Origin of the sequence: Kluyvera genomosp. 2, from assembly GCF_036759865.1 — a bacterium.
Taxonomy (GTDB): Bacteria; Pseudomonadota; Gammaproteobacteria; order Enterobacterales; family Enterobacteriaceae; genus Kluyvera; species Kluyvera ascorbata_B.
This window is the reverse complement of sequence record NZ_JAPKIA010000005.1, coordinates 35877-50446: the sequence shown is the minus strand read 5'-3', so window position 1 is coordinate 50446 and position 14570 is coordinate 35877. Positions and strand designations below refer to the sequence as shown.

The following is a 14570-nucleotide window of genomic DNA, read 5'->3' as shown; positions in this document are numbered from 1 at the left end:
GATCAGGACTCCTGAGTCGAGGTGGATTCGGTGTTAGGGACAGTTGCGACAGCGGGCGCGGGGCGCGCGAAATCGAGCCGTTCGTTAGCGGGCCGGGCCGGGCCGGCGATCTTTTCCATGAGGCGGCCGAGGTGCGGCTCCTCGATCGGATCAAGGCGTCCGGAGCGGTCTTTGGCGGGGTAACCCCATGCGTTCAGCGTGTGGCAGACGAAGGCGCGGTAACTGGCACCGTCGTCGGCCTTCAGCTCGGCCAAGGTGATGACCTCATCGACGATGCCCGGCAGCTCAAGTCCGGTTTTGGTGCCGTCGATCTGCAGGGAGAACACGCGGCGATTGAAGTCATCCAGCCGCTCGTCGAGGATGCCGACGAACCACACGTTCTTGCCGCGTGTGTGCTGCAGGTGGGTCAGCCAGCCAATCATTTCCTGGCCCATCAGCCCGTATGCACCCCGGCTGTCTGGCTTGCCGGTCTTCTCGGAGTAGGCTTGAGGCTGGCCTTTGCACCATTGCAGACACAGGCGTCCGGCCACGGTGATGGAGTCGACGAACACGGTGTCGTACTTGTCCAGCACGGCCGGATCGCCGAAGCGCGCACACACGGCATCGAAGTGGGCCTGGCTGAACGGCTGGTCGTCGCGCAGCGCCGGGTTCGGTCCGCCGATGTACACCGCGAAGTCACGGCACTCCTGCCAGGTGCGCGGACGGATCGTGTCGCCGGCCCAGCCCTCGACCGCGAGATCACCAGCCTCAAGATCAAAGAACAGCGTGGCCGTGGGTTTCAGCGTCCAGAGTTGTGAGGTTTTTCCGATGCCGCTTTTGCCGACGAGCACACCCTTTACGCCACGGCGCTCGGCCAGGCGCTGGTCTGCAGTAATGATGGGGAGGCTCATTTCTCGGCCTCCTCGGTGCTGATGTTGGCGAACGCGTCCGCGACGGAGGTCACGCCGAGTGCGCCACGCTTGCGGGCCATTTCGTACAGGTCGCGCAGACCACCCAGGCGCCGATGGATGACGCGGGTTTCGGACTCGAGGGCCTGGATTGCGAATGCCACGTCATCGAGGGTGGCATCCTCCAGCCGACGCACGACTTCGTCTGGGCGGCTGCCGTCCAGCGCCGGGATGCGGATGGTTTCCGGCAGATCGCGAAGGTACATTTCCGGCTTCTTGCGCAGCAGTTCGAGCAGCGTAGGTTTGGTTTTCATGGCGATTACTCCTGAAGCAGAGCGAGACGAAAGCCCGGCTTGCCGGTCTTGAGGGTGCGTGCCGGGGCGAAGGCGCTCTTGAGCGACTCGGGCCACGCGTTGAACTTGGTTTCCGAGATCCGGTAGCTGATCTCCACGTACTCGGACGGGTCGTCGCCGTTGACTGCAATGCGACGAGTGATATCGGCGAGCCGCGTCTGATCCCAGTCGACTTTTTTGGGCAGATCGGCGGTGATGCGGACGTGCCCGTCGTCGAAATGGACGACGCCGGTGTCCTTGCCGGCTGCCAGGCGGAGCTGGTGCGCGCGGTCGGCGTACTTGAGATCCAGTGCGCGATCGACGTGCTCGACGATCGCCTTGGCTGCAGCCAGAAGATCAGCGGCGTCGTTCTTGAGCTGGAACAGCGATTCGCTGGCAAGCTCAGCGAGCTCGCCGGCCGGGGTGGCCAATGCCTGATCGGGAGAGAGACGGTTCATACCCCACCTCCTTCGCGATAGGCTTGGTCGGTGCTCTGGCGCAGCGAACTGCGCTCGAACGCCTCGACGTCCTCGATGCGATAGACGACCTTGCCGGGCAGGCGGATGTAGACAGGGCCGATGCCCAGTACACGCCAGCGCTCAAGGGTTTTCGGTGAAAGCCCCCAGCGTTCGGCAAGTGCCTGCTGGCAGAGCCGGGTTTTGGTGGCAGGATCGGTGCCGGAGGGAATGGCCGGCAGGGTTTCACCCGTTCTCGGGTGGGTGGCCGTTGGATTTGGCATTGCAGCGCTCCATGGGGTTGTTGAGGAACACTGCGCATCCTCCGGATATGACTTCAGACGCTCATCCGGTAAAACTTAGACGCTCATTAGACCGTGAGGCCGGCCCAGAAATGCAAACGGGCTGCACAAGGCAGCCCGCATGGGTGGTGGAGAAAACGAGTTAGACGAGCAGCTTCCAGGCGCCTCGCTTGCCCTCAGCCTGGCCGATGTAGATGTCGGCGATCTGTTCCTTCCAGTTGCGGAAAGCCTGGCTTGGGCTGGCGGCACCCAGGCCATCCATCAGATCTTTGGTCACCACCGCCGGATTGCCCGAGCGGTAAGCATCCACCAGTCGCTGAACCAACTTGATCTGCTTTTCCCCCACCACGGTCAGAACAGGCTTGCCGGGAATGAACAGCGACCCTGACCGGTTGTGCTCGACAATGAAGTCCACCGTCTGGCCACCCCGGGCCAGTACCTTGCCCTGACCGTAGACGCTCTTGAGACGCATGAGATCAACGATGGGCTCAACAGCATTGGCCACCAGCAGCGTGGCCAATGGCACCACGACATGGCACCCCAGGAAAGCAGGTGCCGTTTCGGAGCATGACAGCACCACCCCGATACCGGCATTCTGGTGCGCACGCAACTGGATATCGTAGTCTCGAATGACACGCTGGTCGGACAGCTGACGTGCCAGGTAGGCAGGGATGGATTCGCCATCAAGATCGAGCACGCCGAGGAAGATCAGGCCTTGCTCCTGCAGCATCTGCCCGACGGGCTTGAGTGACGATTTGAGACCCTTGATGATGCGCTCCTCGATCCACTCCCGTTTGATCTCGAAGAAATCCAGCGATTGGGCAGGCAGCTCCACCCACTGGCGCGAAATCGGGCATTCGTAGCGGACATGCCCGAGGGTCGGCGAGGACTGGACGGTGACCAGTTGGGTCTCGCCGTTTTCCAGCTCGACTTCGATGCTGCTCTGACGCCCACGGCGCACGAGAAAGCCGCCCTCGAGCAAGGGGTCGAGTGCGATACCGCGCGTATCCAGATGACGTCGCGTCACGGTTTCGGCGTGTTCATCGAACAGGCGCAACAACGCAGGAAACACCGCACATTCTTCTGCCGCGTCCAGCGGCCGAACCTGTTGCATGAGCCCCCAGTGTTCCAGCAGCTTGAAGCCGAAATCGCGCTGCTTGGGATCGCGGTTACTGCGCAGGTTGCAGCGATTGGGATCGCTCAGGGTGATGTTCAGCGTCTTGCTCTTGGCTTCGCCATCGGCGGCGTAGCGCACAGCAATCACGATACGGCTGACCAACGCCGCGCGTTTGAAGATGTTGTTCGGCCCGAACAAGTCGGTCGCCACGGTCTCGATGTCATCGCCGATGGCTACGCGCAGGGACGCACGATGTTTGAAATTCTGTGGCCGCACCTCAGCCTCAACCACGGTGACCGATTCGATGTCGAAACCGGCAACGGTGGGCGCATCCAGCCGCAGCGATGTCAAAAACCGGCTCAGGTTGTATTGGCGCAGCGTCAGTGGCCGATCCGACAGATTGTGTTTCAAGCCCACCTCGGCAAAGGCTGAGGCCACGACCGGTCGCACCCCGGGACTGGCCGCAAAGACCTCAACCACGGCGTCTTCAGGAGAAAACAGCAGCGTGGCCTCAATGGCAGGCCGGTAGTACATCGGCTTCTTGCGACCATCTTTCATAGCCGCCACGCTGGACAGCGGACCGGCATGGCGGATGATCAACAGATGGGATGCCACCTCGGTGCCATCGTCGCGCTTGGTGGCCACCCGAATGTGATCGATCTTGCAGTTCTCCGGTAATTCCAGTGCCTGCTGCAGCTTGGCCTCCAAGGCTGCCTTGACGGTATCGTCCCACTGGAAATCCAGTCCGCCATTGGCGTCGACCTCAAAAGCTTCGTACATCCGGCCGAGGTTGCGATAGTGGTCGGCATAGAACAGGTTCTCAGCATCATCGAACAGTTCGCCTTCGCGCACGTAAAGGTAGATAGCTCGACCGTAGTCATCCCGCTGCTGCGCAAATGCACCGGTGTTGGCCGAATCAAAGATCCGGTCAGCCACCTTGGCAACTGCCTCCACGCCACGCCCCTCGGCCAGATTGAGGATGCGAGACGCATGCTGCTCAAGGGGAACAGCCGCATCAGGCTGCAAGGAGGCCGCCACTTCCAGTACGGCCTGCCGGCAGGCTTCGACGACGTCGTCAGTCGCGTCCGCCTCTGGCCACTCCACGTCACCAAAACAGGCGGCGTAGTCTTGTTCGTCAACCTGGAGCAGCAGATCACGGACCGACTCGAGGGGCGCCGACTCCAGCAAGCGATGCAGAGACGGAATGTTCTTGAATGTTTTGGCCATCGGCTCCCCTTTTCGGTTGTTTTTGTCAGGGAAGCAGATTCGGGAGCCGGCCGACCGTGCTGCCAATCTCTCCTGGGCTTCGCTGAGCGGCGGTTAGGAAAAATGCAAAACTCGTCCCATAGATGAGGACATTTGCGCAATTTTCAAGCGGTTGCCACTCATTTGGCGTAAGCCGGAAATTTCATCGCTGACGCACGTTGTTGCGCAGGCTTACCCATCTGCCAGCAATTTCGGGATGCCAGCCGCAGGGCTAATTTTCATAATCCGGCATAGATAAACCGTTGGAAATGATGAGAGAGCCTACCAATGCTGCAGATCAACACCCTCCCACCCGAACGAATGACGGCAGAGCAGCGCTGTGCTGAGCTCGCCGGCCTCCTGGCTGTCGGGCTTTGCCGCCTGCGCCAGCCCGATTTCGCGAAGTCCGCAAATTCGCCACAAGAGACGCCGTTTGTACTTGGCTTTCCGGTCGAACAGAGCGTTCATTCAGACATCGACAACAACCCATCGATGGAGCCCTGAATGAAACCTCGAATCACCATTGCCCCCACGCCCGACACGGTCGTGGCGCAAATCTCCAACCTGCCCAAGCTGGGCATGGCGGAGATCAAGTCGCTCTGGCGGCGCCTGTTCGGCGGCGACACCCCAACGCACAACCGGCAGTTTCTCGAGCGCCGGATCGCCTACAAACTGCAGATCATCGAATGCCGCAAGACCGACCGCAACCTGCTTGAGCGCAATCAGCGTCGTATCGATAACCTGCTGGAGCTCGGCCAGCAGAAATCACAGACCCGGTCGGCCGATTACGCACTGACCCCGGGCACGGTGCTCTGCCGCCATTACCAGGGCGTTGACCACGAAGTGGTAGTCCAGGCCGACGGGACTTTCCTGCACGCTGGCCAACCCTACACCAGCCTGTCGCAACTGGCGCGTGAGATCACCGGCACCCGGTGGTCGGGGCCGGTGTTCTTTGGCCTGAAGACCAACGTCCGGCCCAAGAAATCAGCACGCAAGGGAGGTCATCGATGAGCGAGGTTCTCAAGCGCCGGATGCGCTGCGCGGTCTACACACGCAAATCCACTGACGAGGGACTCGATCAGGAATACAACTCCATCGACGCGCAGCGTGACGCCGGCCATGCCTATATTGCCAGCCAGCGGGCTGAGGGCTGGATTCCGGTGGCCGATGACTATGACGATCCGGCGTTTTCCGGCGGGAACATGGAGCGGCCAGCCCTGAAGCGGCTCATGGCCGACATCGAGGCTGGGCTGATTGATGTGGTGGTGATTTACAAAATCGACCGGCTGACGCGCAGCCTTACCGACTTTTCCAAGATGGTCGATGTGTTCGAACGGCATGGGGTGTCTTTTGTGTCTGTGACCCAGCAGTTCAACACGACCACGTCGATGGGCCGCTTGATGCTGAACATCCTACTGTCCTTTGCCCAGTTCGAACGGGAGGTCACCGGCGAGCGCATCCGTGACAAGATCGCAGCCAGCAAGCGAAAGGGCATGTGGATGGGCGGCATTCCCCCGTTGGGCTATGACGTCGAGAACCGGCGCCTGGTGCCCAACAAGGCAGAAGCCAAGGTGGTCCAGCACATTTTCCGGCGATTTGTGGAATTGGGATCGAGCACCCTCCTGGTCAAGGAGCTGCGGCTGGACGGGGTGACCTCGAAATCATGGACCACGCAGGACGGTCGGGTGCGCGAGGGAAAGCTGATCGACAAGACACTCGTGTACGCGCTGCTCCACAACCGGACCTACCTCGGCGAGCTACGCCACAAGGACCAGTGGTACCCGGCGGAGCACCTTCCGATTGTGGAGCAGGCGTGGTGGGACAAAGCGCATGCAATCCTGTCGACCAACAGCCGCGTGCGTGGCAACAACACTCGCTCGAAGGTGCCGTTCCTGCTCAAGGGCATGGTCTTCGGCAACGATGGGCGGGCCTTGTCACCGTGGCACACGGTCAAGAAAAGCAACGGCCGGCGGTATCGTTACTACATTCCCCAACGCGATGCCAAGGAGCATGCCGGTGCCTCGGGGTTGCCACGCCTGCCAGCTGCCGAGCTGGAAGCCGCTGTATTTGATCAGGTGCGATCGATCTTGCGATCGCCGGACTTGCTGGCCGACATCCTACCGCGCGCAGCGAAGCTGGACCCGTCACTGGACGAGGCCAAGGTGACGGTCGCCATGACGCGCATCGATGCGATCTGGGATCAACTGTTCCCCGCTGAGCAAACCCGGATCTTCAAATTGCTGATCGAGAAGGTGATCGTCTCGCCCACCGATCTCGAGGTCCGGCTGCGACCGAACGGCATCGAGCGGCTGGTGCTCGAGTTGCGGCCCGAGCCGGCCAAGGAAGCAGCGGAGGTGACAGCATGAAGGAGGTGCGCATCGAAAAGACTGGCCAGCAGGATGTGGTCAGCACCAGCGATGGTCGGCTGACCCTGTCCGTGCCGATCCAGATCAAGCGGCGTGGCGGTCGCAAGGTGGTGAGACTTCCCGACGGCAATACCTTGAAGCCCAGGCCCATCAACGACAAACCGACGCCCATTCAAATGGCGCTGGCGCGTGGCCACCGCTGGTTGGCGATGCTGGAGTCCGGGGAAGCAGAAAACCTGACGGAGGTTGCCGAGCGCGAGGGTATGGATCGGGCGTACGTGAGCCGGATGGTCAACCTCACGACGCTGGCACCGGACATAGTGGCCGCCATTCTCGATGAAACGCTGCCGTCAGAAGTGACGCTGTTTGACCTCGCGTCGGGCACGCCGCTCCTGTGGGATGAGCAGCGGGCGCAGATTTGGTCAGTGCAGGAAGATCCTGCCCGTACGCTCTGAAACGCATCTGTGGCGCTGGATCAGAGCGCCACGTTACCCTCAATATCTGCAAGAAGGTCCACAGACTCCATCGATTTGTCTAGCATGGCTTGTGCGAGGCTGTCGGACAGGCTCGACAGGTGCCGTCCTGTCTGAATATCAGTCTCCAACAAGGCAAGAAAACCTTGAATGGCAGGGTCGTCGACCTGCAAACCGCCGACATCGACACCGGTGGGATTGATCAAATCAGCGCTCATTAATGGCTGCTTCCAAGGCGCGAAGGCGATCGACGATGGCGTCAAAAGTTGGCGGCTCACCGATGAACATGCCGGCGCCAATCATGCGCTGAAAGTCATCACGCAGGGCGGCAAGCACAGCATCTTCCGGGATAAGCCTGAGCTGACCGGTCAAGCAGGCATCGTAGTTGGCGTAGCTCGCGTTGTAGAAGACCTTCTTGTGTTTCACCACGTCTGCCAGCAGGGCGCGATCCTCTATGGCGACCTGGCCATGATCATGTTCGGCCAACATGGCCAAGTCATACCAGTGGCGTGACAGGCGCTCGGCACTGGCGCGGAACTCGTTGCGCTGACATTCGACGTGCATCAACGTCGCTTTTTCCCAGAATGTGCGGGCCGGGGACAAGACGCTCACTGTTGAGCGCGGAAATGCCAGGCTGGTTACGTGCGGCGTGATATCCGGCTCGACGATGTGTTCGGCATTCGGCTCGGTGATGTTGCGGCCACCAAACTCGATCAAGACGCTGTTGCCCACATAGTCCCCCGGCGTTTCCAGCACACTGGGGTAATGCAGGCGCATCTGCTCGCCGTTCTCGCTGAGTTCGAGCCGGAACGCAGCGGCGTTGCTATCAAACTCAGCTGAAAGAATCTTCTGGATGTGCGGCGCCACAACATCGAAGGCATGGTCGCGCACGAAAGACTTGAGGTCGTCGCTGAATTTCTTCAGCCTCGTCTTGGACACACCCTCGGCAAATGGGTCGAAAGAGCCGTCAAGACCCCGGTAGTCGAGCGTGATATCAACATCCTCGGAAAAACGGGCAATGGCGCCGAATACCTTGGACAGGGAAGTGCCGCCTTTGAAGGCCATGGGCAGCCGACCGGGCATGGTGAACAGGGCCTGCAGCACCCAGCAGACCCACACATCCTTTTCCAGTACCACTGGCGAGCGCGCCATTTGCGGTGCCAGCGCCCGATAGATCTGGGACTGCTCTTGAGCGTTGAGGTGCAGGAAGGCTTCAGGCATGAGCTGCCGTCCGTTCGTTTTGGAAAATGGCATCGCTCATCCACGCCGGCATTGAGGAAGTCGCCGACTTCAGAACCTCGAATTCGCTCGTGCCCAGCTTGCGCCGAATCTTTTCGACAAGGGCAGGTGTCACTTCCGTTTTGCCGAGGTACCACATAGCTGAAAGAGCAAGGCCTGCCGGGCGGCCAGCCAGGGCAAGCTTGCGTTGGCAGACGTGCTGCAGACGAATCTCCATATTACCCACGCGGATTCGCTTTGACGGACCAGAGGTCACGAAGACTGACTGCGTTGGAACCTGTGTGGTCAGTTCAAGCCGACGGGCGGCTTCAGCGCCGTGAACCTGAATGACCGCGCCAGTTGTTTTAGCAACGGTCTCGGCCACCTTCAGTGGCTCGGGCATCACCTTGCCGACAAAACGACTGACCTCGGGGCGCACGAAGACACCGCGCGTCACACGTTCGATCGTCCCCGCCTTGACCAGGCGCGACAGATTCTGATCAACGGATGCACGGGTACCGCACTCCAGAAGCACCGTCGGGGTAAAAGGCTCCCCGACCGGCATCTCCTCAATGCGCTGACGAATCAGCTCGGCAGTATTGCGGGTCGTTTTCATGTACGAAAATATAGTCGAGTTTCTGACAAACTGCAAGCACTGCTACCCGCCAAGGACGATTCATATCGCCTTCGCTTACCGATGCCAAAAAACAACCGCTTGATCAATCAACGCGCAAGCCATTGATTTACATAGGCCGCAGGTGTGACGCCTGCGGACTTCGGGCGGTTTTGAGGCGGACAGAAAAGAGAGAGGAATGGCCCGGAGAGAGCGCCAGGTGGCCAGAGGTGGGCAGCAGGCCTGACTGTCGAAGTCCGCAAACCTACTCAGCGTTCCGCGCATGTTCGCGGGGTCTGGCGGGAGCACATAAGAAAAAACCCCAACCGATAGTGGTTGGGGTTTGAATATTGGTGGAGCTGGCGGGAGTTGAACCCGCGTCCGAAATTCCTACATCCTCGGCACTACATGCTTAGTCAGTCTTTACATTCGCCTGGCACCTGCGGACAGACACGCCACTACCAGACTAGCCTGATTAGTTTTAACGCTTCAACCCCAGGCAGGGCCTCCACGCGATCTCTTTTGGGTTTGACCTCTCTTTGATCCCCGTCTTAAGAGCGGAAGCTAGGGAGAGAGGGCTCAGAGCAGGTTATTAAGCTGCTAAAGCGTAGTTTTCGTCGTTTGCGACTATTTTTTGCGGCTTTTTACGAGGCCAACCGCCCCTCGGCATGCACCTTGGGTTTCGCAAATCCCGTCGAATCCAGAATCAGCCCCAATGTGTACAGCAAGTATAACAGAGTCAGGCGTGCCGTTGCCAGTGAAAAACGTGGCGTAACAGGCCGTTGAGCGTACATTTATCGTTCACGTAGCGCCTCCTTTGCTCGGTTGAACGGTTTCATCAGGTATTCAAAGATGGTTTTTTCACCGGTTTTGATATCGACGCTGGCGACCATTCCTGGGGTAATGGAGAAATGGCGTCCGGCTTTGTTGGTCAGGTAATCCTGATGAGTGCGGATAAACACGCGGTAATAGGTGATTTCAGGCTTAATTTTGTCCTGAATGGTGTCCGGCGAGATAGTCTCAACTTCTCCGTCTAGCCCGCCGTAGATGGCGTAATCGTAGGCGGTAAGCTTAACCAGCGCCCGCTGTCCGGGGTGGATAAAGGCAATATCGCGCGGCGACAGGCGGGCTTCAATCAGCAGCCGATCGTCAATAGGGACTATTTCCATCAGGTCACCGTTCGGTGGGATGACGCCGCCGAGCGTGGTTACCTGCACGTTTTTCACAATCCCGCGCACCGGGGAGCGCACCGTCAGACGGGTGACCGAATCTTCACGACCGCGAATGATCGCCTGCAGCATGTCGACTTCAGCGTTGGCCTTGGAAAGTGCCTCGCGCGCCTGTACGTAGTACTGCGATCGCAGGTCGGTAAGCCTTAGCCCGAGATCGCTTTTCTGGCGCTGGAGGCGCAGCACTTCCACGTGGCTGGCGGCACCGCTCTTCTCAAGGCGTTGGGTGATGGCCAGCTCTTTATCCACCGACACCATCGCATCCTTCAGCTCAGCCTCAGAATCTGACAGCTGCGCGCGGCGGGTACGATAGAGGCGCGTTTCGCTGGCGATAAGGTCCGGCCAGGCTTTCAGTTCTTTTGGGAAGATCGGCGGACTGTCGTTTACTTCCGCATACAGGCGGGCGCTGGAGGCCAGCGACGCGCGGTAGCGCGCGGTGCTTTCGCCCATGTTGGATTCCGAACGTGTAGGGTCGAGACGGGCGACAATCTGCCCGGCGTGCACCTTATCGCCCTCGCGGACGTTCAGTTCTGCCAGAATGCCGCCGTCCAGTGATTGCAGCACCTGCTCGTGTGAGCTGGGAATCACCTTGCCGGTGCCGGTGGCCACTTCGTCGAGCGTACCGAACCACGACCAGACGCCGAGCGCAATAAACATCAGCGTGCTCAGCAGGACAATGCGGCTGGCGCCGGAAAAGGCCACGTCGCGGCCGATGTCCAGGTCCTCCATCGCGCTATCATGTTGGCTGGTTTTCATGTTTCCACTCCTTCCCGCTTACAGCCTGCGCGCTGGCGCGACCCTGGTTTAACACCTGTGATTTTGGCGCATCCATGGCGATATATCCGTCATTAAGCACCACGACCCGATCGACCAGATCCAGCACCGGCACGCGGTGGGTGGCGACGATCAGCGTACGATTGCCCAGCCATTGATTCAGCCGCTGGATAAATTCGCGCTCGGTATGATCGTCAAGCGAGGCGGTTGGTTCGTCGAGCAGCACGATATTCGGGGATCGCAGCAGCATGCGCGCCAGCAGAATTGACTGGCGCTGGCCGCCGGAAAGACCGTTGCCGCCCTCCATAATCAGGTGATCCAGACCCTTAGGCAGCCGTTGGACGAACTGGCTGGTACCGGCGATGTCCAGCGCATCAAAAATGTCCTGGTCGCTGGCGTGCGGCGCACCCATCGTCAGGTTTTCGCGCAGGGTGCCGTAGAACAGCCGCGCATTCTGGCTCAGGAGGCCAATGTTGCGTCGTAGGTCGGCGACGTCGATCTGCGCGAGGCTGAGATCGTCGAGCCGCGCCTCGCCGCTGACTAAATCAATACCGCCCGCCAGCGCGTGCAGCAGGGTCGATTTTCCCGCGCCGTTGCGGCCAAGCAGCGCCACTCGCTCGCCCTGACGGATTTCCAGACGCGCAATTTTCAGCGGGATGCGCTGATCTTCACTGTGGTAGCGGAACTGGGCCTCTTCCAGCAGATAATGACCGTGGAAAATCTCCCGGTGCACGACGCTGCCGCTGCGCTGGGTCTCCGTCGGTAGCTGCATAATGCTGTCCAGCCCCGCTTTGGCGATTTTTACCTGCTGCCAGCGGGTCAGCACGCTGCACAGGTTGGCCATTGGCGCAATCATTCTTGACGCCAGCATTGAGGCGGCGACCACCGAGCCGGTCGTCAGCTCGCCTTCAATCACCATCGGCGCGCCGAACAGAATGACGGCGCTATAGACCAGACTTTGTACGGTGATGCCCCAGCTAATCAGTCCCTGGCTCAGCTCGCGGGTACGCAGCGCCGATTCCGAGGTAATGCGAATGTAGCTGTTCCACTGCTGTAAAAAGCGGTTTTCCGCCTGCATCAGCTTGATGTCTTCAAGTCCCTGCACGCTCTCAACCAGCACCGCGTTGCGCAGGGTTGATTCATGGGCGCTCTGGTTGGCCAGCTTCGCCAGCCGTTTTTGCATCAGGATACCGGGCAGCACCATGACGATGGCGGCGACCGGGGCAATCCACGCCAGCGGCGGCGAGATAATGCCGAGGACCACCACGAAGAGGAAGAAGAAGGGCAGATCGACGATCGTCGACAGCGTCGATGAAGTGATGGTTTCACGGATCTGCTCAAGCTCGCGCAGCTGAGAGATAAAGCTGCCGGTAGAACGCGGGATAGCGCTGTTACGCAGGCGTAATGCGTGGCTGAAGATGCGGTCGGAAATGCGTAGGTCCGCCCGCTTGCCGAGCACATCCATGATGTGGCTACGGGCGACGCGCAGGATAAAGCCGAAGATCACCGACAGCAGCACCCCAAAAGCCAGCACGTAGAGCGTCGGGTAGGACTGCGCGGGGATCACCCGGTCATACACCTGCATTGAAAAGATGATCCCGCCGAGCGACAGCACATTGACGAGAAAGGCGGCCAGCATGACCGGGCCGTAGGGGCGCAGATCCTTCAGGACCAGTACCTTAAGCCAGTCGGGGCTGAAGCGGGATACGTAGTTGTCCACCCGGCTGTCGCGCAGGGCGGAAAGCGGGCGCAGCGCCACAACATATTCAATACGCGGCATCAGGTCGGCGAGAGGCAGCCGGTTACGCTGGTGCTCATCATCAATAAAACAGACGTCAACGGTGCTTTCGCCGTCAAAGCGCTCGACGATGGCCAACTGCCCATCGTCGAGCGTCGCCACAACCGGCAGGCGCCAGCTGCCGAGGGTGGTGGAATTGGCCTCCAGCAGCTGTACCGAAAGCCCGGCCTGGCGGGCGAGCTGGGTGAGGGCGGGCAGCAGGCTTTTGTCCTTAAACCACGGGGCGTTGGCCTGAAGCATGCCCGGCGAGCAGGCGATGCGATAGTGCGCGGCGACATAGCTCATCGCCCGCGCCCAGTGGCTTAACGTTTTCTCGTTAAGATAGCTTTCGCTGATGTCGGCGCGATTCATGGCTGGATCTCCACGGACTGGATGCTGTGATGTTCTAACCCGAACGCCTGGCGAAACCGTCCCGTGTTATACAGGCAGTTAAGCTGCAGCTGGTGCAGCTGGTTTTCGGTTTGCAGTTCGGCAAAGCGCGACTGAAACACCTCCTGCTCGGCGTTAAGTACGTCGAGCAGCGGGCGGGAGCCGAGGTCAAGATACTGCTGCTGGTAAAGCTCGCGGGTGCGGGTGCTCAGGGCCTGCTGGCGGTACTGCACCTGCAGCGAACTCATCAGGCTCATCGACTGGCTGCGCGATTCGAGCAGCTTTTGCCGGACCTCCAGCCGAACGCGCTGGACGGTCGCCTGCGCCGACTGTAGCGCATAGTTGGCGGCGTCGCGCCGCGCCGTCAGCCCGCCGCCCTGATAGATAGGCATTTCGACTTTCACCCAGGTGGAGTACTGCGTGCGGTCAAGCACCTCGTGGCTGGGGTATTTGTCGTTCAGGTAGTGCTGCACCTGCGGTTCAAGCGAGATCGTGGGCGTCATCTGCGCGTTAGCGTAGTCGACGTTAGCCTGTGCAGCGGTGGCCTGTGCCCAGGCCGCCAGCACCGCGGGCACCAGCCGGTCATCCGTCCGGGCCACTTCACAGCTGTTGCCCAGTTTGGCGGGGAAGTCATTGCTGATCCCATTCAGGTTCTGCCATCCCAGCCAGCTCATCAGCGTGGCCTGCGCGCTGTCGAGCGTCGCCTGGTATTGTAAGAGCTGGGCGCGCGCGGCTTCGATGCGTGCGTTGGTTTGTACGACGTCGGACTGCGATGTCGCGCCTTCGTCGCTGCGCTGTTGGGTGAGTTTTCCTATCGCCACGAGCGCGTCGAGCTGCTCTTTGGCGACGTCGACCATCTGTTGCCAGGTTTGCACCTGCACCATTGCGCTGGCGGTGCTGTGCCCGGCGGTATCAATCGCCAGCAGGACGTTAGCCTGCTGCTGCGCGACGCCTGCGCTTTCGGCGCGGACCTGGCTTGCCACCTTGCCGAAGTCGTAGAGCATCTGGGAAAGCGACAGCACCAGCGAAGGGCTGAAGCCGTGATCAAGATAGGTGTTGGTGTAGCCGTTGTTCATCCCCGCGCTGACCTGCGGATAGTATTTCGATTTGGCGACATCGACCTGCGCGTTCTGGCTGGCTAGCTTACCGATGGCTTCGCTGATGGAAGGGTGCCAACTGACGGCTCGGCTTACCGCGTCGTTCAGCGTGAGGACGCCGGGAATGGCATCGTTTAGCGGCAGCGCGCGTGCGCCGTCGAGCGCGGGGAGTTCTTGCTGGTCTTGCAGTCCTTGCGGGGAAATCGGCAATGCGGCGTTTTGCGCCAAAAGCGGAGCGGAATATAAGGCACAGAGTAGACCCCAACTGACGGGTATTTTAATGCTCATTATGGAT

General features: G+C 60.3%; 15 protein-coding genes and 1 other RNA gene. 4 read left to right on the top strand and 12 right to left on the bottom strand.

From position 1 onward, the window contains the following. Nucleotides 1–2: 2 nt before the first annotated feature. The 5 genes from V6942_RS06465 to V6942_RS06445 form a co-directional block, all read right to left on the bottom strand. Complete coding sequence (locus tag V6942_RS06465; protein WP_333500969.1) at nucleotides 3–890, bottom strand: ATP-binding protein; 888 nt, start codon at nucleotides 888–890, stop codon at nucleotides 3–5. Then, nucleotides 887–1201, bottom strand: a complete 315-nt coding sequence (locus tag V6942_RS06460) for a hypothetical protein (protein WP_333500968.1) — start codon at nucleotides 1199–1201, stop codon at nucleotides 887–889. Before V6942_RS06460 ends, V6942_RS06465 begins: the two co-directional genes overlap by 4 nt. Nucleotides 1202–1206: 5 nt before the next feature. Beyond that, nucleotides 1207–1677 carry a hypothetical protein gene (locus tag V6942_RS06455; RefSeq protein ID WP_333500967.1) on the bottom strand — a complete coding sequence of 157 codons (471 nt, stop codon included), beginning with the start codon at nucleotides 1675–1677 and terminating at the stop codon, nucleotides 1207–1209. Further along, complete coding sequence (locus V6942_RS06450; protein WP_333500966.1) at nucleotides 1674–1958, bottom strand: DNA-binding protein; 285 nt, start codon at nucleotides 1956–1958, stop codon at nucleotides 1674–1676. Before V6942_RS06450 ends, V6942_RS06455 begins: the two co-directional genes overlap by 4 nt. Nucleotides 1959–2118: 160 nt before the next feature. Then, nucleotides 2119–4320: a hypothetical protein gene (locus V6942_RS06445; protein ID WP_333500965.1), complete on the bottom strand. Its 2202-nt coding sequence runs from the start codon at nucleotides 4318–4320 to the stop codon at nucleotides 2119–2121. 306 nt (nucleotides 4321–4626) lie between these two features. Between V6942_RS06445 and V6942_RS06440 the strand changes: the two genes are divergently transcribed. From V6942_RS06440 to V6942_RS06425, 4 genes are read left to right on the top strand one after another with little or no spacing between them, the layout of a single operon-like run. After that, nucleotides 4627–4842 carry a hypothetical protein gene (locus tag V6942_RS06440; protein ID WP_333500964.1) on the top strand — a complete coding sequence of 72 codons (216 nt, stop codon included), beginning with the start codon at nucleotides 4627–4629 and terminating at the stop codon, nucleotides 4840–4842. Then, nucleotides 4843–5349 carry a DUF2924 domain-containing protein gene (locus V6942_RS06435; RefSeq protein ID WP_333500963.1) on the top strand — a complete coding sequence of 169 codons (507 nt, stop codon included), beginning with the start codon at nucleotides 4843–4845 and terminating at the stop codon, nucleotides 5347–5349. Beyond that, nucleotides 5346–6704, top strand: a complete 1359-nt coding sequence (locus V6942_RS06430; RefSeq protein ID WP_333500962.1) for a recombinase family protein — start codon at nucleotides 5346–5348, stop codon at nucleotides 6702–6704. The genes V6942_RS06435 and V6942_RS06430 overlap by 4 nt, the downstream gene beginning before the upstream one ends. Then, nucleotides 6701–7159 carry a hypothetical protein gene (locus V6942_RS06425; RefSeq protein ID WP_153429417.1) on the top strand — a complete coding sequence of 153 codons (459 nt, stop codon included), beginning with the start codon at nucleotides 6701–6703 and terminating at the stop codon, nucleotides 7157–7159. The genes V6942_RS06430 and V6942_RS06425 overlap by 4 nt, the downstream gene beginning before the upstream one ends. A 20-nt stretch (nucleotides 7160–7179) precedes the next feature. Here V6942_RS06425 and V6942_RS06420 read toward each other — a convergent pair whose 3' ends face one another. The 7 genes from V6942_RS06420 to V6942_RS06390 form a co-directional block, all read right to left on the bottom strand. Continuing rightward, nucleotides 7180–7395, bottom strand: coding sequence for a hypothetical protein (locus V6942_RS06420; RefSeq protein WP_153429415.1), 216 nt, complete (start codon nucleotides 7393–7395; stop codon nucleotides 7180–7182). Beyond that, a complete protein-coding gene (locus V6942_RS06415; protein WP_181519329.1) occupies nucleotides 7385–8398 on the bottom strand; it encodes a nucleotidyl transferase AbiEii/AbiGii toxin family protein in 1014 nt (337 codons plus the stop codon). The genes V6942_RS06420 and V6942_RS06415 overlap by 11 nt, the downstream gene beginning before the upstream one ends. After that, nucleotides 8391–9011 carry a DUF6088 family protein gene (locus V6942_RS06410; protein ID WP_153429411.1) on the bottom strand — a complete coding sequence of 207 codons (621 nt, stop codon included), beginning with the start codon at nucleotides 9009–9011 and terminating at the stop codon, nucleotides 8391–8393. Before V6942_RS06410 ends, V6942_RS06415 begins: the two co-directional genes overlap by 8 nt. A gap of 348 nt (nucleotides 9012–9359) precedes the next feature. Then, nucleotides 9360–9722, bottom strand: a transfer-messenger RNA (tmRNA) gene (gene ssrA, locus V6942_RS06405). An 80-nt stretch (nucleotides 9723–9802) separates the two neighbouring features. Continuing rightward, nucleotides 9803–10966, bottom strand: a complete 1164-nt coding sequence (locus tag V6942_RS06400; protein ID WP_106928442.1) for an HlyD family type I secretion periplasmic adaptor subunit — start codon at nucleotides 10964–10966, stop codon at nucleotides 9803–9805. A 7-nt stretch (nucleotides 10967–10973) separates the two neighbouring features. Next, entirely contained in the window at nucleotides 10974–13160 is a 2187-nt protein-coding gene (locus V6942_RS06395; RefSeq protein WP_333500961.1) for a type I secretion system permease/ATPase, read from the bottom strand. Next, nucleotides 13157–14563 carry a TolC family outer membrane protein gene (locus V6942_RS06390; RefSeq protein WP_333500960.1) on the bottom strand — a complete coding sequence of 469 codons (1407 nt, stop codon included), beginning with the start codon at nucleotides 14561–14563 and terminating at the stop codon, nucleotides 13157–13159. Before V6942_RS06390 ends, V6942_RS06395 begins: the two co-directional genes overlap by 4 nt. Nucleotides 14564–14570: the final 7 nt, after the last annotated feature.